The sequence below is a fragment of the Dellaglioa sp. L3N genome (assembly GCF_054941095.1).
On sequence record NZ_CM142928.1, the window covers coordinates 565437 to 586295 of the forward strand.

Genomic DNA, 20859 nt, shown 5'->3' on the forward strand with positions numbered 1-20859 from the left:
AGGAGGCACATTTTTGTGCGTAAACAATTAAAAACTGGGATTAACTTAACCGTTATTGAAAATAATCAATTTAAAACAAATAGAATTGTGATTAACTTTGTTGCACCTTTATCAGAAAAAAATTCAGCAGAACGTATGCTATTAGCTAACTTATTAGAGATTAGTAGTGAAAAATACCCGTCTCAACAAAAATTATCAGAAAAATTATCAGAACTTTATGGTGCAAGTTTTGGTATTACCGTTAGCAAAAAAGGAAACTACCATGTTATTAGTTTAATTTTTAACGGCGTAAATGATAAATTTTTAGAACATAAAATAGATAGTTTAAAAGAAATTTTTGATTTTATTAAAGAAATTATTTTTAATCCAATGGTGACAGATGGTCATTTTGATGAAGAAACATTTAAACGTCAAAAAGAAAATTTGATGATGTCAATCAGAAGTATTAGTGATGACAAACAATCATACGCTGGATTAGAATTACAAAAACTTTATTTCCAAAATGATCAAGCTGTTCCAAGTTACGGCACTGTTGAAGCTATCGAAAAGATAACGGCAACAAGCTTATTTGATTATTACAAACAAATGTTGGCAACTAACCGCATTGATATTTTTGTGCTTGGTGAATTGGATGAAGCGCAAACTGAAGAAACCGTTAACCTGTTACCATTTACACCTAGAGAATTTGAAATGATTCCTATTTTTTATCACCAAGAAATCAAAGAAGTTGTGACTAAAACGGAAACGCAAGCAGTAACTCAAGGTAAATTAAATATGGCGTACCAATTGCCAGTTTATTATAGAGAAAACAGTTATTATGCAGGCCTTATTTTTAATGGCGTTTTTGGTGGGTCACCATTAGCTAAATTATTTGTAAATGTCCGTGAAAAAGCTAGTTTGGCCTATTATGCAAGCAGCTCATTAGATACTTTTAGAGGAATCTTAACCGTACAAACAGGGATTGAATCGCAAAACAAAGACAAAGTTATCGAAATTGTTCAACAACAATTAGATGACATTATTGCTGGCGATATCAGTGATGAGTTATTAAATAAAACAAAAATGACGATGATTAATCAATTTCAAAGTAGCCTTGACTCACAAATGGCATTAATCAACCAATCGATGGTTGATCAATTGACACAGACAAAAGTCAGTACAACGGAATGGATAGACGGCATTAATAGCGTGGATAAAGCTGCCGTTCAAGCCATCGCTCGTGATGTAAAGTTACAAGCAATCTTCTTTTTGAATGGAGAAATCAAGTAATGCAATCATTAGAATATCCGCAGTTTGACGAAATATTGTATACAGAAACGTTAGAAAATGGGCTAAAAGTAAATATTTTACCTCGTAAGGGATTTCATAAAACTTACGGTATTTTTACGACTAATTATGGTTCAGTAGATAGTGTCTTCGTTCCAATCGGTGAAGAAGACATGGTGCATGTGCCAGACGGTATTGCACATTTCTTGGAACATAAAATGTTTGAAAAAGCGGATCATGATGCTTTTGATTTGTTTGGTGAATATGGTGCTAGTGCAAATGCCTTTACGAGTTTTACACGTACAAGCTACTTATTCTCAAGTGCTAATCATGTTCCTGAAAACATTGAAACGTTATTAGATTTTGTACAAGATCCTTACTTCACACCTGAAACGGTTGAAAAAGAAAAAGGCATTATTGGACAAGAAATTCAAATGTACGATGATGATCCTAACTGGCGCTTATACTTTGGTATTTTGGGTAACCTTTATCCTAATCATCCTGTCAGTAGTGACATTGCAGGAACCGTTGAATCGATTGATAAGATTACTGCAGATGATTTATATAAATGTTACGAAACTTTTTATCATCCAAGCAATATGAACTTATTTATTGTTGGTAATGTGGATCCCGAAGAGACATTAGCCTTAATTAAAGCTAATCAAAGTCGTAAAAGTTTTCCAGAAGCAGCAGAATCAATTAAACGAGCAATTCCTGAAATTCAAGTTGACGGTTCGGATATTATGCCATATCGTGCAGCTGAAATGACTATCCAACGTGCTAAAACAATCGTGGGGATTAAAGGGTTAGATGACGTACCAGAAGGTCGTGATGGCTTGAAGTATAAGGAAACAATTCATATGCTTCTTTATCTTCTATTTGGTGATACGGCACCGCAATATATGAAATTATATGATGAAGGTATATTAGATGATTCATTTGGTTATGAATTTGAAATTGAACGTGGCTTTCATTTTGCCAGCATTAGTGGCGATACTGACGATCCACAAAAATTATCAGATGCTATTATTCATATTTTAGAAAATGCAGCGGATTATCTTTCTGATGCTGATGAACAGTTTGAATTGGCTAAACGTGAAATGTTAGGACAATCAATTCAATCAATGAATTCGCTTGAAAGTATTGCAAATCAATATGATGGTGACTTGTTTGCTGATGCAACTGTCTTTGATAGAGCACCAATTATTGAAAATATGACGTTGGATCAAGTTCGACAAGGTGCTAAAGACTTTATTCGTTCTGAAGCCATGAGTGTTTACCAAATTATGGCTAAAGAGGATAAATAAATGAGTTGGGCAGTTATTTTCGGTGCGTCTGGTGATATTGGACAAATGATTGCACGACAATTGGCTGATGTTGGTTGGTCATTGACGTTGCATTATTATCGAAATGAAGAAGCCATGACGAAATTGACACAAGAGCTCGCACAAAAATATCCAAAGCAAGATTTTTTGACGCTGCAATATGACATGACTGCGGATGATATTGAAACCGTTACTTCGCAGTTGTTTTCCGTTGATGCTTTAATATTTGCTGAGGGGACAACCTCGTATCATTTATTTAATGAAGCCCCAATGGCTGATTTAGATAAAATGATGAAAATGCAAGTACAAACACCATTGGCAGTTATTCAGCAATTGGAATCGAAGTTAGCCCAAAATCACTTTGGTCGAATTGTTTTTATTGGTTCGATTTATGGTGGCGTTGGTAGCCCGATGGAAGTGTTATACAGTACGGTCAAAGGTGCGCTGTCGTCTTTTTCAAGTGCATATAGTAAGGAAGTTGCTTCATTAGGGATCACAGTTAATGTTGTGGCACCAGGTGCGGTTGATACAAAAATGAATCAGCAATTCTCTGAAGAGGCAAGGGAAGCCATTTCAAGTGACATTCCCATGGGACGCTTTGCTCACCCCGAAGAAATTGGATTTTGGGTAAAACAATTGTTGGCTAAAGAGGCAGGATACCTCACCGGTCAAACAATCTATGTCTCTGGCGGATGGTTGAAATAAAATAATAAAATTTTAATAAATTGCTTATACTGACTATGTTATACTAATATTTAGAAGGTTAACTATTAAATCAAGTGGAGAATTAGACATGAGTGAAATTGGAAAAACATTACAAGAAGCAAGAATAAATAAAGGCTATACGATAGATGATTTACAACAAATGACGAAAATTCAAAAACGTTATTTGATTGCAATTGAAGATGAAAAATTTTCTGATTTACCAGGAGATTTTTATGTGCGTGCATTTGTTAAACAGTATGCGGAAACCGTTGATTTGGATGCTGATGACTTACTAAAAGAATTCAATGAAACACTTCCTGATGCGCAAGAAAAAATGGTTGCAAAGGAACAGGCATCACGGTCTGAAAAATCTGCTAAAATGCCTAAGGACGGCAAGATTGACAAGTTTATGTCATACTTACCAACCATTATTATTGTTGTAATTGTATTAGGTATTTTAGGAACCATTTATGGCGTGACGTTGAACAATAAAAACACAGATACTCAAATTGAAAGCTCAAGCTCTAAAGTGTCTGTATCAACAGATTCAAAGGCCAAAGCTAAACAGTCAAGTTCTGAGTCAGCAAAAACAAGCTCAAGTTCTTCTAAGAAAGTAAAGAAAACACAAAAATTAACGTATGTTTCAGATTCTGGTACAAACAGTGTTTATACAATGGAAAATGCACCAACAACTTCTAAAATTAAGTTGACGGCTTCTGGTAGTGCTGCATGGAGTTCTGTGACAGCCGATGGTACACAGTTATGGCAAGCAACACTTGTGTCAGACGCAAGTGCTAATGTAACTATTCCAGCAGGGGTAAAGGCAGTTGTCTTTAGTTTTGGGAATGCACCAGCCATGAAAATTACAATTAATGGCAAAACACTTGATTTTATGAAAACTAATGCAACCTTACAAGTTAGAACGGTTACTATAAATATTAAATAAGCCAAAATTGTCAACAACAGATATCGTGTTGTTGACAATTTTTTAAAAGGGGATCAATGATGAATTTACCAAATAAATTAACGGTTGTGCGAATTATACTTATTCCAATCTTTATGTTGGTGTTACTACTCCCACTTGATTGGGGAACAGTTACTTGGGTTGGCACTCAGATTCAAGTGACACATTTAGTTGGCGCTATTATCTTTGCGGCCGCTTCATTAACTGATTTTTTAGACGGTCAAATTGCACGTCGTCAACATTTAGTTTCTAATTTTGGTAAATTTGCTGATCCGTTAGCAGATAAAATGCTTGTGATGACGGCATTTATTATCCTGGTTGCCTTTAATCAAGTGCCTTCATGGGTTGCTGCAATTATTGTATGTCGTGAACTTGCTGTGACTGGTTTACGCTTGATTATTGTTGAAAACGACGGACAGGTACTGGCTGCTGCTATGCCAGGTAAAATCAAAACGACAACGCAAATGCTTGCCATTATTTTATTATTCTTAAATAATGTTCTATTTGCAGCAATCAATGTGCCAATGGCTGCAATTCTCCTCTATATTTGCTTATTCTTTACCATTTATTCAGGTATCGATTACTTTGTTCAAAACAGAGCGATTTTCTCAGATTCATTTGAAAAATAAAAATAGTTAGACTAAAACGATTAAGGTTTTAGTCTTTTTTAATTAAAACTAGGAGGCAACATCATGCATGCAGAGATAATTGCAGTTGGAACAGAAATATTATTAGGACAAATTGTGAATACGAATAGTGCTTTTTTGGCTGAAAAATTAGCTGATTTGGGCGTTAATGTCTTTTACCAGACAGTTGTTGGTGATAATGAAGAACGAATGCTAGAGGCCATTGAAATGGCTTCTAAACGTAATGATTTAGTTATCCTTTCTGGAGGACTTGGACCAACAGAAGATGATTTAACGAAACAAATGGTCGCTAAGTTTTTGAATGAAACATTAATTGAAGACACTGAAGCCATGACGAAAATTGAAGAACACTTTGCGCAAACAGGTCGACAAATGACTGAAAATAATAAATTACAAGCGCTATACATTGATAAATCAGAACCAATTAAAAATCATGCTGGTATGGCTGTTGGTGATTTTTATAAAGGTGCTGCATGCGATTTTCTACTTTTACCCGGACCACCTAAGGAATTAAAAACCATGTTTAATAGAGAGGTTGTGCCTTTGTTAGAGAGGGAATACAACTTGAATAATCATCTTGAATCAAAGGTGTTACGTTTCTTTGGAATAGGTGAGTCAAAATTAGTGACAGAATTGCAAGATATAATAGAATCACAAACAAATCCTACAATTGCGCCTTATGCTAAAACAAATGAAGTCACTTTACGAATTACGGCAAGTGGTGCGGAAGGTCAATCGACTGAAAAATTAATTAACGAAATGGAAAAGCGTGTCTTATCTAGAGTTGGTGACTATTTTTATGGCTATGGGGATCAGAATTCTTTACAAAATGTGGTTGTCACTAAATTAATTGAAAAGAAGCTATCGGTTTCTGCGGCAGAAAGTTTAACAGCAGGCTTATTTCAAAGTACATTGGCAGAAATACCAGGTGTTTCAACTATTTATCCTGGTGGATTTGTGACTTATGCGGATGCAGCTAAAACAGAACTCTTAGGTGTTCAAGCTGCAGATATTGAAAAAGATGGTGTTGTTAGCCAAGAAATTGCAAAGCAAATGGCGACTCAAACGCAACGTAAAATGAAAACAGATATTGCAATTTCATTTACTGGCGTTGCAGGTCCAGACGAGCTTGAAGGCCAAAAAGTCGGAACGGTTTGGATTGGACTAGCTGTCAAAGGAAATCCTGTTATGGCAAAACAATTTCATTTTGCTGGTAATCGAGAAACAATTAGACAAAGAAGTGTTTTAAGCGGGCTTAAATGGATATTCGATGAAATTCTGGCAAATTAATGAGTGAATTATTAAAAATGAAAATGGATTGTTGTTGACAGCGGGGGGCAATTAACCGTAAAATACTAAAGTGTATATGAACAAAATAAAAAACATCTAAAAATTTATGATTAGCTAAATTAATCATTATTTGATGATGCGGAGGTGGAATTGTATGGGAGTTATAATAACCGTATTAATCATCGCTATCATCGCTATTATCGCTTTAGTTGTTGGAATTTTTATTGGAATTGCATATAGAAAGTCAAATTTCGAAAAAACACTTGATGTCGCAACACATACGGCTGAAGGTATTTTACAAAGTGCAAAGAAAGATGCTGAGACTCAAAAAAAAGAAGCTGTTCTAGAAGCTAAAGAAGAAAGTCAAAGTTATCGTGATAAAATAGACAATGAGTTAAAGGAACGACGTTCAGAGATTCAAAAGCAAGAAAATCGAGTGATTCAACGTGAAGAAACTTTAGATCGTAAAGATGGCGCACTAGATAAACGCGAACAAACGCTAGAGAATAAAGAGAAAAAAGTAACGTCTGACCAAAAACTGATTGACACAAAACAACAAGAAGCTACTTCACTTATTCAGGCACAACAAGAAGAACTTGAAAGAGTTGCTTCTCTAACACAAACACAAGCACAAACCATTATTATGGACGATACCAAAGAATCATTGAGTCATGAACGAGCTGTCATGATTAAGGAAAGTGACAAGCAAGCTAAATCAGAAGCTGATCGTAATGCTAAAGATTTAGTTGCTCAAGCTATTCAAAGAAGTGCAGCTGACATGGTTTCTGAAACAACTGTTTCATTAGTTACCTTGCCAAATGATGAAATGAAGGGTCGTATCATTGGCCGTGAAGGACGTAATATTCGAACATTAGAGACCTTAACGGGGATTGATTTAATTATCGATGATACGCCTGAAGCAGTCGTTTTAAGTGGGTTTGATCCAGTTCGTCGTGAAATTGCCAAAATGACCCTTGAAAAATTAATTCAAGATGGTCGGATTCATCCGGCACGAATCGAAGAAATGGTTGAAAAATCACGTAAAGAAATGGATGAGAAGATTCGTGAATTGGGTGAACAAACAACCTTTGATCTCGGACTTCATACAATTCATCCAGACTTAATTAAAACAATTGGTCGATTGAATTATCGAACAAGTTATGGGCAAAATGTATTGACCCATTCTATTGAAGTTGCCAAGATAGCAGGTGTGTTAGCCGCTGAATTGGGTGAAGATGTGACATTAGCAAAACGCGCAGGATTATTACATGATATTGGAAAAGCAGTTGATCATGAAGTTGATGGTTCACATGTGGAAATTGGTCTTGAATTAGCTAAGAAGTATAAAGAAAATGATGTTGTGATTAACACCATTGCCTCACATCATGGTGATGTTGAAGCTAAATATACGATTGCTATTCTTGTGGCAGCAGCTGATGCTGTTTCAGCCGCAAGACCGGGTGCACGAAGTGAATCATTAGAAAATTATATTCATAGACTTGAAAAACTCGAAGATATTACCCATGAATTTAAGGGTGTTCAGAAGAGTTATGCTATTCAAGCTGGTCGTGAAGTACGTGTTATTGTCACGCCAAATGAAGTTAATGATATTCAAGCAACTGTTTTAGCTAGAGATATTAAAAATAGAATTGAAGATGAACTCGAATATCCAGGGCACATTAAGGTGACTGTTGTTCGAGAAACAAGAGCAATTGAGTACGCAAAATAAATAAAAATGGTGGTGATTTAAGATTAATTTCTTAAATCACCACTTTTTGGCTAGTAACCCTTTTAATCGCATGTCTATTAAAATGAAAAAATGGTAAACTAGGTCTATATATAAGAAAAGAGGACAACCATGCGTTTATTATTTGTCGGAGATGTGGTTGGCGATTCAGGCCAACAAATGATTAAAGAGTATTTACCAAAATTAAAAAGAAAATTTCATCCACAAGCGACTATTGTAAATGGTGAAAATGCAACAAAAGGCCGTGGTATTAATGAATCTGTTTATAAAGCCTTTCTTCAATCAGGTGCTGATGTGGTTACAATGGGTAATCATACTTGGGATAACCGAGATATTCAGGATTTTATTGGTAGTGCGAAAAAGCTCATTAGACCGGCAAACTTTTCAGCAAATCAAGTTCCCGGAATTGGTCATACAATTATTAATATTAACCAACAAAAATTGGCTGTGATTGATCTACAGGGACGTGTTTTCATGACACCTTCAGATGATCCATTTGCGGTTGTCCAAGATATTTTGGAAGACGTAAAAAAAGAAACTGATTTTATTTTCATTGATTTTCATGCAGAAACAACGAGTGAAAAAGAAGCGATTGCTTGGTTCTTAGATGGACAAGTTTCAGCTGTGGTTGGCACGCATACCCATGTCCCAACAAATGATGCACGTGTGTTACCTAAAGGGACTGCGTTCATGTCAGATGTTGGTATGACAGGACCTTATGATGGTATTTTAGGGATGAAACGTGAAAATGTTATTGGACGTTTCTTATCACAAATGCCTACACGTTTTGAAGTAGATGAAACAGGGCGTCAAACATTATCTGCTTGTGTGATTGATATTGATGACAAAACGGGACATGCAAAGAAAATTTTCCCTGTTTTAATTAATGATGATCATCCCTTCATGGACTAAATTAGAATATAGGAGGCATCTCAAACTATGCCGCAAAAAACAAAACAGACACCAATGATGATTCAATATTTTGACATTAAAGCACAGTATCCTGATGCTTTTTTGTTTTACCGTCTTGGTGATTTTTATGAATTATTTTATGACGATGCCATTAAAGGCTCACAACTGCTTGAATTAACGCTAACAACGCGGAATAAAAAAGCAGACGATCCGATTCCAATGTGTGGTGTGCCCCATCATGCTGCTCAAAATTATATCGATATTTTGGTTGAAAAAGGGTACAAAGTCGCTATTTGTGAACAGGTTGAAGATCCTAAATTAGCTCAAGGAATGGTTAAACGTGAAGTTGTTCAGCTTGTGACACCAGGAACAACGATGGATAATGGTGTGAATGAGTCTAAAGAAAATAACTATTTAACGGCTGTAATTGAAGAAGCAGGTGTCTTTGGCTTTGCTTACGTTGATTTATCAACAGGTGAATTAAAAACGAGTCGCTTGAGTAATTTAGATAATTTAATTAACGAATTAATGAGTTTAAGAACGAAAGAAATTGTTATTAATAATAGTTTATCTGATGAAACAATTGAAACTTTGGGAAAATTAAATATTATGCTTTCAAAGCAAGAAGTTGGTGAGAACCGTGCTGAATCAAGTTATGCTGTTCAAGAGCTAACGGATTCTCTGGAAATTGCGGTGGTTACTGATTTATTGACCTATCTTTCGGTGACTCAAAAAAGAAGTTTAGATCATTTACAAAAAGCCGTTCATTATGAACCTGAGTTCTTCTTGAAAATGGATCATTATTCAAAATACAATTTAGAATTAATGCAAAATATCCGAACGGGTAAAAAACAAGGGACTTTATTATGGTTGCTAGATGAGACGAAAACAGCGATGGGTGGTCGATTACTTAAACAGTGGATTGACAGACCGTTGATTAATTATGCTGAAATTTTGGATCGTCAAAATAAAGTTGATTTATTAATTAATCATTATTTTGAACGAAGCACGTTACAAGAAGAGTTGGTCAAAGTTTATGATTTGGAAAGATTGGCAGGACGTGTCGCTTTTGGTAGCGTTAATGGGCGTGACTTAGTCCAACTTAAATTATCGCTCAGACAAGTCCCAAAAATTAAATATGTGTTAGATGAAATTAATGATGGTACCTTTTCTGATGTGATTGATAAATTAGATCCAGTTGATGATGTTGCTAATTTGATTGAACGGGCCATTGTTGATGAACCGCCATTGTCGGTTACCGACGGGCATTTAATTAAAGCAGGCTATCATGATCAATTGGATGTCTATCAAGATGCTATGAAAAATGGGAAACAATGGCTAGCTGAAATGGAAGCTAACGAACGTCAATTGACAGGAATTAAAAATCTTAAAATTGGATTTAATCGTGTTTTTGGTTATTTTATTGAAGTGACTAAGTCTAATATTGCCCAAGTGCCAAAGGATAGATATGAACGTAAACAGACGTTAACTAATGCTGAACGCTACATTACTCCTGAACTAAAAGAACGTGAAAGTATTATTTTAGGTGCTGAAAGTAAAGCCGTTGATTTAGAGTATAAATTATTTGTTGAAATTAGAGAAACGGTTAAAAAATCGATTGAGCGCTTACAGCTATTAGCTCAAGGAATTGCGACTTTAGATGTCTTACAAAGTTTTGCTGTTGTCAGTGAAGAGTCTCATTTTGTGAAACCACAATTATTAAAAGAAGGTCATCAACTGGCTATTACGGCTGGCTGGCATCCGGTTGTCGAAAAAGTGATGGGGAAACAAAGTTACATTCCAAATGATGTGAAGATGCCGGAAACACTGGATATCTTATTAATTACGGGACCTAATATGTCCGGTAAAAGTACGTACATGCGACAGTTAGCTTTAACGGTTGTAATGGCTCAGATTGGCTGTTTTGTGCCTGCGGAAGCGGCTAAAATGCCAATCTTTGATCAAATTTTTACACGAATTGGTGCAGCTGATGATTTAATTTCAGGACAAAGTACGTTTATGGTTGAAATGAAAGAAGCCAATCAAGCAATCGAAAATGCGACTGAAAATAGTTTAATTTTATTCGATGAGCTCGGTCGAGGGACGGCAACGTATGACGGGATGGCGCTTGCGCAAGCGATTATTGAGTATGTAGATAAACATGTTCACGCTAAGACCCTTTTTTCAACGCATTATCATGAATTAACAGTGCTTGAAGAAACAGTTACTTCTTTGAAAAATGTCCATGTCGGTGCTATTGAGAAAAATGGCGAATTGGTTTTCTTACACAAAATTCAAGAAGGCGCTGCAGATAAATCTTATGGGATTCACGTTGCTAAATTAGCGGGGATGCCACCAGAATTATTGAGTCGAGCAACGTTAATATTAGCTGATTTAGAATTGAAAAATCAGCAAGTTGATGTTGAACCAGAGGCGCCATCGACGATTAATGAAGATGAGGGGCAACTCTCCTTGTTTTCTGCTGAAGGCTTCTCAAAAGAGCAATCAGCGGTTATGGATGAGCTTAAAGCACTTAACTTGATGAATATGACGCCAAGAGATATCATGAACGTCTTATATGATTGGCAAGAAAAATTGAACAAATAGAGCTGAAGGTGATTAAATGGCGAAAATAATTGAACTACCTACAATTTTAGCGGACCAAATTGCGGCTGGTGAAGTGGTTGAAAGACCTGCATCTGTTGTGAAAGAATTAGTTGAAAATGCGATTGATGCGAATAGTACGCAAATTGATGTCATGGTTGAGGAAGCTGGACTTAAATCAATTAAGGTAATTGATAACGGTGATGGCATCGAAGCCTCTCAGGTCGAGAATGCATTCAAACGACATGCCACCAGTAAAATTACGACAAGAGAAGATTTATTTAAAATTAGGACGTTAGGTTTCCGTGGTGAAGCTTTACCTAGTATTGCGTCAGTTGCTAAAGTGACCTTAAATACAGCCGTAGAAGGGCAGTCTGGTGCTTTGATTGCCGTAAATGGTGGTGAGATAGTTGATGAAAAAGCGTCAGCTAGTCGAAGAGGAACGGAAATGACCGTCTCTGACTTATTTTTTAATACACCTGCTCGGTTAAAATATGTTAAATCATTGCAAACAGAAATGTCAGTTATTAGTGACATGATGAATCGGTTGGCAATGAGTCACACGAGTATTTCATTTTCTTTAACTCATGATGGTAAAGAATTACTGAAAACAACCGGTAATGGACAGTTACAACAGACCATTTCTGCTATTTATGGGGTTAAAAGTGCGCGCCAAATGCTTGCATTTAGTGGGCATGATTTAGATTTTAAAGTCAGTGGCTATACGTCATTGCCAGAATTAACTCGTGCTGGACGTCACTTTATTTCGATTTTAATTAATGGTCGATATGTTAAAAATGTTAATTTGAATAAAGCCATTATCAAAGGTTATGGGTCAAAATTGATGGTGGGTCGCTACCCCATTACAGTTTTGAATATTCAATTAGACCCTTTGCTGGTTGATGTGAATGTGCATCCAACTAAACAAGAAGTTCGATTGAGTAAAGAACCAGAGTTAACGGAGCTTATTACAAAAATTATTTATGAACGAATTGCTAAAGAAAACTTGATTCCAGAGGCATTGGAAAATTTAAGTTCAAAGAAACGTGAAAAAATAGACACGGATCAATTACAATTTGACTTAAATGAAGCATCAAGTAAATATCAAGCCAAATCTAGCTTGCCAGTGCAGACGCCAGTCGCAGTAGTAGTTAGTCCTAAGGTTGATGTTGCTGTCAGCGAGGATTTGAACCAGATGGCAGAAGCTGTCGAACCTATTTCAATTCAAGTAGCTGAACAATTGGATTCAAAACGCGTTAATGATTTTGAAACGCGATATGCCAACGAATCGAATGTAGCGCCATTTTCAGCTGATGAGCAGATTGAAGACCCAGTGGCTGAACAATCAACAATTAATGAAGAAGCATTTATAACGAAAAAAAGTGAACAGCGATTTCCTGATTTAAAGTATATTGGACAAATGCATGGGACCTATTTATTTACGGAATCAGAAGATGGCTTGTACATTTTAGATCAGCATGCTGCGCAAGAACGGATTAATTATGAGTTTTATCGTAAACAAATTGGTGAAGTTTCCAATGATTTACAAAATTTATTGGTGCCCATCGTTCTGGAATATACGACAAGTGAGGCCATGATTATTACGGAACATGCTGAGATATTGGAAAAAGTGGGTCTGATTCTTGAACCTTTTGGGCAAAATAGTTTTATTATTCGACAACATCCAACTTGGTTCAAAGAGGGTCAAGAAGAAAGTACAATCAGAGAAATGGTTGATTATTTACTTGCTGATGGGAAGTTATCGGTTGCTGACTTTAGAGAAAAAGCAGCTATTATGATGAGCTGTAAGCGAGCAATTAAGGCCAATCATCATCTCGATGATCGACAAGCTAAAGCGTTGATTGAAAATCTGAAAAATGTTGAAAATCCATTTAACTGTCCACATGGACGACCTGTTTTGGTTCATTTTTCCAATCAAGATATGGAACACTTCTTTAAACGTATTCAAGAGTCTCATCAAACGGGTCATGAAGGTTAGAATTAGAGTCAATTATTGCCAAATATTTGGTGATAATTGATTTTTTTGTGAGAACAGATGCGTCTGTATAAATGGGTGGTCTATGGTACAATACTAAGAGCAGATTCATGTAGATTAGGAAAAGTGGGTAAACGAAATGTATGAATATTTTATAGGTCAAATAACGGCGGTAACGCCTTTTTATCTTGTTTTAGAAGTGAATGGAATTGGCTATCAAATTTTTGCTGCGAATCCATTTAGATACCAAGAGGATGCCGAAAAAGCGGTTAAAGTTTTCGTCTATCAGGCCATTCGTGAAAATGATATGACACTATTTGGTTTTTATGATTTGGATGAAAAAAAATTATTCGAAAAATTACTAAATGTTTCAGGAATTGGGCCTAAAAGTGCGCTCGCAATTTTAGCAAATGATGATCATCGTGGGTTAGTGAATGCGATTAATACGGAAGATGTCAGTTATTTAATTAAATTTCCAGGCGTTGGTAAAAAAACGGCACAACAAATTGTGCTTGATTTAAAAGGGAAATTAGATGATATTGAAGGACAGGTAACGACAATGCCAGGCCAACAATCGCTAGACTTTATTCCATTACAAGCGTCACCATTCTTGAAAGAAAGTCTTGAAGCTTTATCAGCTTTGGGGTATTCTCAACGTGAGATTAAAGCGATTAGTAAGAATTTGGAATCATTTGAAGCTGACTCAACAGATGCTTATCTTAGAGAAGGTTTAAAATTATTAATGAAAAAATAAAAGGAGGTCGATAAGATGACAGAACAACGGATTGTTTCAAACGAACCAGAAGACAATCAAGAAGAATCCATTGAAAAGTCGCTTCGCCCCCAATTTTTATCACAATACATCGGTCAAGATAAAGTTAAAAATGAACTAAGCGTCTATATTCAGGCTGCTAGACAACGTGAAGAAGCGCTTGATCATGTGTTGCTTTATGGCCCACCTGGTTTAGGAAAGACAACACTTGCGATGGTCATTGCTAACGAAATGCAAGTGACAATTAAGACAACGAGTGGACCAGCGATTGAAAAAGCAGGGGATCTTGTTGCACTTTTAAACGAATTGCAACCCGGGGATGTTTTATTTATTGATGAAATTCATCGTCTACCCAAAATGGTTGAGGAAATGTTGTACTCAGCGATGGAAGATTTTTTTGTGGATATTGTTGTTGGGCAAGGACCAACTGCCCATCCCGTCCATTTTCCATTACCTCCATTTACCTTGATTGGGGCAACCACTCGAGCAGGGCTTTTATCAGCGCCTTTACGAGATCGTTTTGGGATTGTTGAACACATGGCTTATTATAATCAGTCTGATTTACAAGAAATTGTGATTCGTTCAGCGGATATCTTCAATACCAAAATTGAAGAAAGTGGTGCGCATGAATTAGCTCGTCGCTCACGTGGAACGCCACGAATTGCGAACCGTTTATTAAAACGAGTTCGTGATTTTGCAGAAGTTGCCGACCAAAGTGAAATTAATCAAGCAACAGCTGACCATGCGCTGAATTTATTAGCTGTGGACAATCGTGGACTAGATGAAACGGATCGAAAATTGTTAGAAACCATGATTGACTTCTATCAGGGAGGTCCCGTTGGCTTAAGCACGTTGGCAGCTAATATTGGTGAAGAAACAGAAACGATTGCAGAGATGGTTGAACCTTATTTAATGCAAATTGGGTTTATCAAACGAACACCGAGAGGTCGAGTCGCAACAATGGAAGCCTATGAACATTTAAATCGACCTTATGATTTTGACGAGAATAAATAGAGAAGGGTGACGCTATTTTGACTAAACAATTAAGTACAGAAGATTTTGATTATGAGTTACCACAAGAATTAATTGCGCAAACGCCATTAGAAAAACGGGATGCATCGCGGATGTTAGTTTTGGATCATGAGACAGGCGAAATGAAAGATGATTATTTCTATAATGTGATTGATCAATTGCATGCTGGGGATGCGCTTGTTATGAATGATTCACGGGTTATGCCAGCTAGGATTCATGGGATTAGACCTGATACGGGTGGTCATATTGAAGTGTTACTTTTGAATAATACTGACGGCGACAATTGGGAAACATTGGTGAAACCTGCCAAGAAAATGAGAGTCGGTTCTATCATTAGTTTTGGGGATGGTCGCTTAACGGCAACGATTACCAAAGAATTAGAACATGGCGGTCGTATGATTCAATTTACTTATCAGGGTATTTTTATGGAGATTCTGAATGAACTTGGTGAAATGCCGTTACCACCGTACATTAAAGAAACGCTTGAAGACCAAGAGATGTATCAGACGGTTTATTCAAAAGAAGTTGGCTCAGCGGCTGCACCAACAGCTGGATTACATTTTACAACAGATCTATTAGAGAAGATTGAAGCTAAAGGTGTCCACCTCGTCTATTTAACCTTGCACGTTGGATTAGGGACCTTTAGACCCGTTAGTGAAACGAATATTATGGATCATAAAATGCATAGTGAATTTTATCGGTTAACAGAAGATGCTGCTAAAACGTTGAATGATGTCCGCAAGTCAGGTGGTAAAATTATCGCAACCGGAACAACATCAATCCGAACACTTGAGACCGTTGGGTCAAAATTTGATGGCGCTATTCAAGCTGATAGTGGTTGGACTGAAATTTTCATTAAACCTGGATATAACTTTAAAGTTGTTGAAGGATTTATCACTAATTTCCATTTACCAAAATCAACATTAGTTATGTTAGTTGCGGCATTTACAGGACGAGAAAATATTTTAAATGCGTACAAGCATGCGGTTGAGGCTAAATATCGATTCTTTAGTTTTGGCGATGCAATGTACATTAAATAGAATGGAGAATTAATAAATGGTAGAACCAGCAATTAAGTATCGTTTAATTAAAAAAGATAAACGAACTGGTGCCAGACTTGGTGAAATTATTACCCCTCATGGCACATTTCCGACACCCATGTTTATGCCCGTTGGGACATTGGCTTCAGTTAAATCAATGGCGCCTGAAGAATTAGATGAATTAGGGGCTAATATTATTTTATCTAATACGTATCATTTATGGTTACGACCTGGCGAAGACATTGTGCAAGAAGCCGGTGGATTACACAAATTCATGAATTGGGACAAGGGTATTTTGACTGATTCAGGTGGCTTTCAAGTCTTTTCATTAGCTAAAATGCGTGATATTAGTGAAGAAGGTGTTAAGTTTAGAAGCCATTTAAATGGTGAAAAATTATTCTTATCACCAGAAAAAGCAATTCACATTGAAAATGCTTTGGGTGCTGATATTATGATGAGTTTTGATGAGTGTCCTCCATTTATGGAAAGTTACGATTATATTAGTAAATCAGTTGATCGGACGAGTCGCTGGGCTGAACGTGGTCTTAAAGCTCATTTAAATCCTAAAGAACAAGCCTTGTTTGGAATTGTTCAAGGTGGAGGTCATCGTAATTTAAGAGAACGTAGTGCACGTGATTTAGTTTCGATGGATTTTCCTGGTTATTCAATTGGTGGGTTATCTGTGGGTGAATCAAAAGCTGAAATGAATCGTGTCTTAGATTTTACGACGCCTTTATTACCAGAAGACAAACCACGTTATTTAATGGGTGTTGGCTCAGCTGATGCCTTGATTGATGGGGTATTACGTGGCATTGATATGTTCGATTGTGTACTACCAACACGGATTGCTAGAAATGGGACAACCATGACTTCAATGGGTCGTGTGGTTGTTAAAAATGCTAAATATGAACGTGATTTTAGACCATTAGATGAAAACTGTGATTGTTATACATGTAAAAATTATACGCGTGCTTATTTACGTCATTTGATTAAAGCAAATGAAACGTTTGGAATTCGTTTAACGAGTTACCATAATTTATATTTCTTAACACATTTGATGGCAGATGTTCGTCAAGCTATTATGGATGATAATTTATTGGAATTTCGTGAAGCATTTTTCGAACAATATGGATTTTACGATAAAAATCCTAAGAATTTTTAAATTCTTTTGAATAGGTATGGCGTTCGGTCAAAAAGTTTGATACCCTTGTCTAGTAAGAAAAAAGAAAATAGAGGTGGCTAATTAATGCAATATACTAGTATTTTGATGATTGTGGCTTTATTCGTCTTGATGTATTTCATGATGATTCGTCCACAAAAAAAACAACAACAAAAACAACAAGAAATGATGAACCAATTAAAACCTGGGGATGCTGTTGTCACTATTGGTCGTTTACATGGTGTTATTGATAGTTTTGATGAAGAAGCAAAAACTGTTACGCTTGATTGTGATGGTATTTTCTTAACATTCGAACGTTCAGCAATTGCACGTGTTATGCCAAAGACAGTTGAAGTAGATCATATCGCTAAAGAAGAAACAACAACTAGTGATGCTGCTGTTGAAGCAACTGTTGAAGAAGATAAATTTTCTTCAGATGAAAAATAATCATTTTCAAGTATTAACTTTGAGGTAATCAGAGTTAATACTTTTTTTATTGGGTCTTTTAAGTCCAAGATTCTTGTTTATTTTACTAATAAAATGTAAACTTAAACTATTAAATTAGATATTAATAAAGAGGACTGAGACCTCAAGAAATGAGAGTGGTGTGAAATGATAGAAACGCAACAAAAAGCATTGTTTATTATATTTGGTGGTACTGGTGACTTAGCAAAACGTAAATTGTACCCCTCTCTTTTTAAGTTATTTGAAAAAGGCTTTTTGGATGATAATTTTGCTGTTATTGGAACGGCACGACGTCCTTGGACTGATGATTTTTATCAAAATGTTGTCACTGAATCATTGATTGATATTAGTGAAGATAAAGTTAAAATAGCTGATTTTGCATCACATTTTTATTATCAATCACATGATGTTACTGACGTTGCACACTATGTAACTTTGAAAAAATTAGCTGACAAACTTGATGCTAAATATCAAATTGAAGGTAACCGGATGTTTTACTTAGCAATGTCGCCTCAATTTTTCGGGACAATTGCAACTCATTTAGGCTCACAACATTTAGTGACTGAAAATGGCTTTAATCGTTTAATTATTGAAAAACCATTTGGTCATGATTTTGACAGTGCCAAAGACCTGAATGATGAAATTAGGAACACATTTAAAGAAGATCAAATATTTAGAATTGATCATTACTTAGGTAAAGAAATGATTCAAAACATTCCAGCTATTCGTTTTGGTAATATTATTACGCAAACGTTGTGGAATAATCAGTATATCGATAATATCCAATTGACATTGAGTGAATCATTGGGTGTTGAAGAACGTGGTGGTTACTATGAAACGAGTGGTGCTATGCGTGATATGTTCCAAAATCATATTATGCAAGTTGTTTCATTGTTAACGATGGACATGCCAAAAGAGTTTATTGCGTCAGAAATTCGTAAAGAAAAATTGAAGGCTTTGAAAGCAATTCATATTTTAAAACCCGATGAAGTTGATGCAAACTTTGTACGTGGCCAATACGATGCTGATGAAGCTGGAACTGAAAAAGCTTATCGCGATGAAGAACAAATTGCCCCTGATTCAATGATTGAAACATTTATTGCTGGTCGTTTGACAATTGATAATGATCGTTGGGCGGGTGTCCCCGTTTATGTTCGAAGTGGTAAACGACTTGTTGAAAAAAATACTGAAATCAATATTGTCTTTAAAAATGTTGAAAAAAATATTTTTGGAACAGGTGCTGAACATGAACATTTAGGTAAAGATGTCTTAACCATTACGGTTGAACCCGATGAACGCTTTAGATTGACGATTAATACGAAAGAAATTGGTCAAGGGTTTAATACAAATAAAACTAATTTAGATTATGTTAATTCACCTGAAACCAAAGCAAATACACCAGAAGCATACGAAAAATTAATTTTGGATGCATTGAATGGTAACGCAATTAATTTTGCCCATTGGAATGAAGTTGCTAAGGCATGGAATATTGCTGATGTGATTTTAGATACATGGCACAATAATGACGATGATAAATCTGTTTTCCCTAATTACAAGAGTGGTTCAATGGGACCAGATGCATCAGAAAAATTGTTGACAGATGATGGTAATTACTGGATATATAATCCTAAAAAATAAAATGAGGTAACGTTTCGATGTTAATCGAGGCGTTATTTTTTTATATGGTGGGGTTGAAACTAGTGGATAGATAATAAAAAATAATCAGATTGAAAAAGAACGTGCGTTCGTGTAAAATGGACTAAGAAAGGGGTGAGACTAATGGCTGAATTAAACGGTATTACAATAGACGAAAAATTATTAAAAAGGAAAATTATCCATGTTGATATGGATGCTTTTTATGCCTCAATTGAAGAACGTGAACACCCTGAATTTATTGGAAAGCCATTAGTTATCGCCCATGATCCAAGAAAAAATGGTGGTCGTGGCGTCGTAGCTACGGCAAACTATGAGGCAAGAAAACTAGGAATTCATTCCGCAATGGCAGCTCAAGAAGCCTATGAGATTTGTCCTAAGGCCATTTTTCAATCACCTAATTTTACTTTATACAAAGAAGTTTCAAGTCAACTCCATGCAATATTTCATGAATATACCGAAATGATTGAGCCAATTGCCTTTGATGAAGCTTACCTTGATATTACACAAAATAAAAAGGGGCTAAAAAGCGCTATCCAAGCAGCACACATGATTCAAAGAGAAATCTATCAAAAATTACGTTTAACCTGTTCAACAGGTGTTTCATACAATAAATTTTTGGCTAAATTAGCATCAGACTATAATAAACCGGCAGGTATGACGTTAATTCTGCCTGAAGATGTCATTCCGTTTTTATCTGAATTACCAATTGGCAAATTTAGAGGTGTCGGGAAAAAAACGGCACCTAAAATGATTGATCAAGGGATTCTTACTGGAAAAGAATTGTTAGAAAAATCCGAAGTTGAATTAATTCAACAATTTGGTAAATTAGGTTATTTCTTATATAAAAGGGTACGTGGCGTGGATGACCGGCCCGTTGAGTGGCAACGAGAGCGAAAATCAATTGGTAGTGAACGAACATATGGCAAGCTCTTAATGACAACTGATGAGGTTGAAACGCAACTTAGAACTATTGCACATTTGGTTTCTGAAACCTTGAACAAGCAGCAAAAGCATGGCAAGACATTAGTTATTAAAGTTCGCTATCAAGATTTTACGACGCTCACTAAAAGATTAACGCTCGATGAATTTATCCGTAATGATGCACCAACCATTTATTTTTATGGCCGACAGATTTTTGACGAAATTTTGGGTGCAGAAAAAGGGATTCGATTACTTGGCTTAACAATGACAAATTTAGCACCGATAGGTTTTGAGAATATGAAGCTACCATTATTTGAAAAAAAAGTGCCAAATCAGTCTTTGTAATTGCCCACAATAA

Annotated in this window: 17 protein-coding genes; all 17 read left to right on the forward strand. The window is 35.9% G+C overall.

Annotation, left to right across the window (positions count from 1 at the left end):
* Positions 1–15: 15 nt before the first annotated feature.
* The gene (yfmF, locus tag ACVPPR_RS02840; protein WP_462304592.1) at positions 16–1269 is read left to right on the forward strand and encodes an EF-P 5-aminopentanol modification-associated protein YfmF; all 1254 of its coding nucleotides are present in this window, start codon (positions 16–18) and stop codon (positions 1267–1269) included.
* Complete coding sequence (gene yfmH / locus ACVPPR_RS02845; RefSeq protein WP_462304593.1) at positions 1269–2573, forward strand: EF-P 5-aminopentanol modification-associated protein YfmH; 1305 nt, start codon at positions 1269–1271, stop codon at positions 2571–2573. Before yfmF ends, yfmH begins: the two co-directional genes overlap by 1 nt.
* The gene (gene ymfI, locus ACVPPR_RS02850) at positions 2574–3296 is read left to right on the forward strand and encodes an elongation factor P 5-aminopentanone reductase (protein WP_462304594.1); all 723 of its coding nucleotides are present in this window, start codon (positions 2574–2576) and stop codon (positions 3294–3296) included. It abuts the gene before it with no gap.
* An 88-nt stretch (positions 3297–3384) separates the two neighbouring features.
* A complete protein-coding gene (locus tag ACVPPR_RS02855; RefSeq protein WP_462304595.1) occupies positions 3385–4242 on the forward strand; it encodes a helix-turn-helix domain-containing protein in 858 nt (285 codons plus the stop codon).
* A 59-nt stretch (positions 4243–4301) separates the two neighbouring features.
* Positions 4302–4889, forward strand: a complete 588-nt coding sequence (pgsA, locus tag ACVPPR_RS02860) for a CDP-diacylglycerol--glycerol-3-phosphate 3-phosphatidyltransferase (RefSeq protein ID WP_462297111.1) — start codon at positions 4302–4304, stop codon at positions 4887–4889.
* 63 nt (positions 4890–4952) lie between these two features.
* Positions 4953–6197: a competence/damage-inducible protein A gene (locus tag ACVPPR_RS02865; RefSeq protein ID WP_462304596.1), complete on the forward strand. Its 1245-nt coding sequence runs from the start codon at positions 4953–4955 to the stop codon at positions 6195–6197.
* Between the two features lie 154 nt (positions 6198–6351).
* Complete coding sequence (gene rny, locus ACVPPR_RS02870; RefSeq protein ID WP_462297108.1) at positions 6352–7926, forward strand: ribonuclease Y; 1575 nt, start codon at positions 6352–6354, stop codon at positions 7924–7926.
* Between the two features lie 129 nt (positions 7927–8055).
* Positions 8056–8856 (forward strand): TIGR00282 family metallophosphoesterase, encoded by an 801-nt coding sequence (locus ACVPPR_RS02875; protein WP_462297106.1) that lies wholly within the window; start codon positions 8056–8058, stop codon positions 8854–8856.
* Between the two features lie 27 nt (positions 8857–8883).
* Positions 8884–11463 carry a DNA mismatch repair protein MutS gene (gene mutS / locus ACVPPR_RS02880; RefSeq protein ID WP_462304597.1) on the forward strand — a complete coding sequence of 860 codons (2580 nt, stop codon included), beginning with the start codon at positions 8884–8886 and terminating at the stop codon, positions 11461–11463.
* Positions 11464–11479: 16 nt separating this feature from the next.
* Positions 11480–13459, forward strand: a complete 1980-nt coding sequence (gene mutL, locus ACVPPR_RS02885; RefSeq protein WP_462304598.1) for a DNA mismatch repair endonuclease MutL — start codon at positions 11480–11482, stop codon at positions 13457–13459.
* Between the two features lie 136 nt (positions 13460–13595).
* On the forward strand, positions 13596–14210 hold the full coding sequence (ruvA, locus tag ACVPPR_RS02890; RefSeq protein ID WP_462297102.1) for a Holliday junction branch migration protein RuvA: 615 nt from the start codon (positions 13596–13598) through the stop codon (positions 14208–14210).
* A 15-nt stretch (positions 14211–14225) separates the two neighbouring features.
* Positions 14226–15242, forward strand: coding sequence for a Holliday junction branch migration DNA helicase RuvB (ruvB, locus tag ACVPPR_RS02895; RefSeq protein WP_462297101.1), 1017 nt, complete (start codon positions 14226–14228; stop codon positions 15240–15242).
* Between the two features lie 17 nt (positions 15243–15259).
* Positions 15260–16300: a tRNA preQ1(34) S-adenosylmethionine ribosyltransferase-isomerase QueA gene (queA, locus tag ACVPPR_RS02900; RefSeq protein WP_462304599.1), complete on the forward strand. Its 1041-nt coding sequence runs from the start codon at positions 15260–15262 to the stop codon at positions 16298–16300.
* Positions 16301–16316: 16 nt separating this feature from the next.
* The gene (tgt, locus tag ACVPPR_RS02905) at positions 16317–17462 is read left to right on the forward strand and encodes a tRNA guanosine(34) transglycosylase Tgt (protein ID WP_462304600.1); all 1146 of its coding nucleotides are present in this window, start codon (positions 16317–16319) and stop codon (positions 17460–17462) included.
* An 84-nt stretch (positions 17463–17546) separates the two neighbouring features.
* On the forward strand, positions 17547–17906 hold the full coding sequence (gene yajC / locus ACVPPR_RS02910) for a preprotein translocase subunit YajC (RefSeq protein ID WP_462297097.1): 360 nt from the start codon (positions 17547–17549) through the stop codon (positions 17904–17906).
* Between the two features lie 168 nt (positions 17907–18074).
* On the forward strand, positions 18075–19562 hold the full coding sequence (gene zwf, locus ACVPPR_RS02915; RefSeq protein ID WP_462304792.1) for a glucose-6-phosphate dehydrogenase: 1488 nt from the start codon (positions 18075–18077) through the stop codon (positions 19560–19562).
* A gap of 141 nt (positions 19563–19703) precedes the next feature.
* Positions 19704–20846 (forward strand): DNA polymerase IV, encoded by a 1143-nt coding sequence (dinB, locus tag ACVPPR_RS02920; protein WP_462304601.1) that lies wholly within the window; start codon positions 19704–19706, stop codon positions 20844–20846.
* Positions 20847–20859 lie beyond the last annotated feature (13 nt).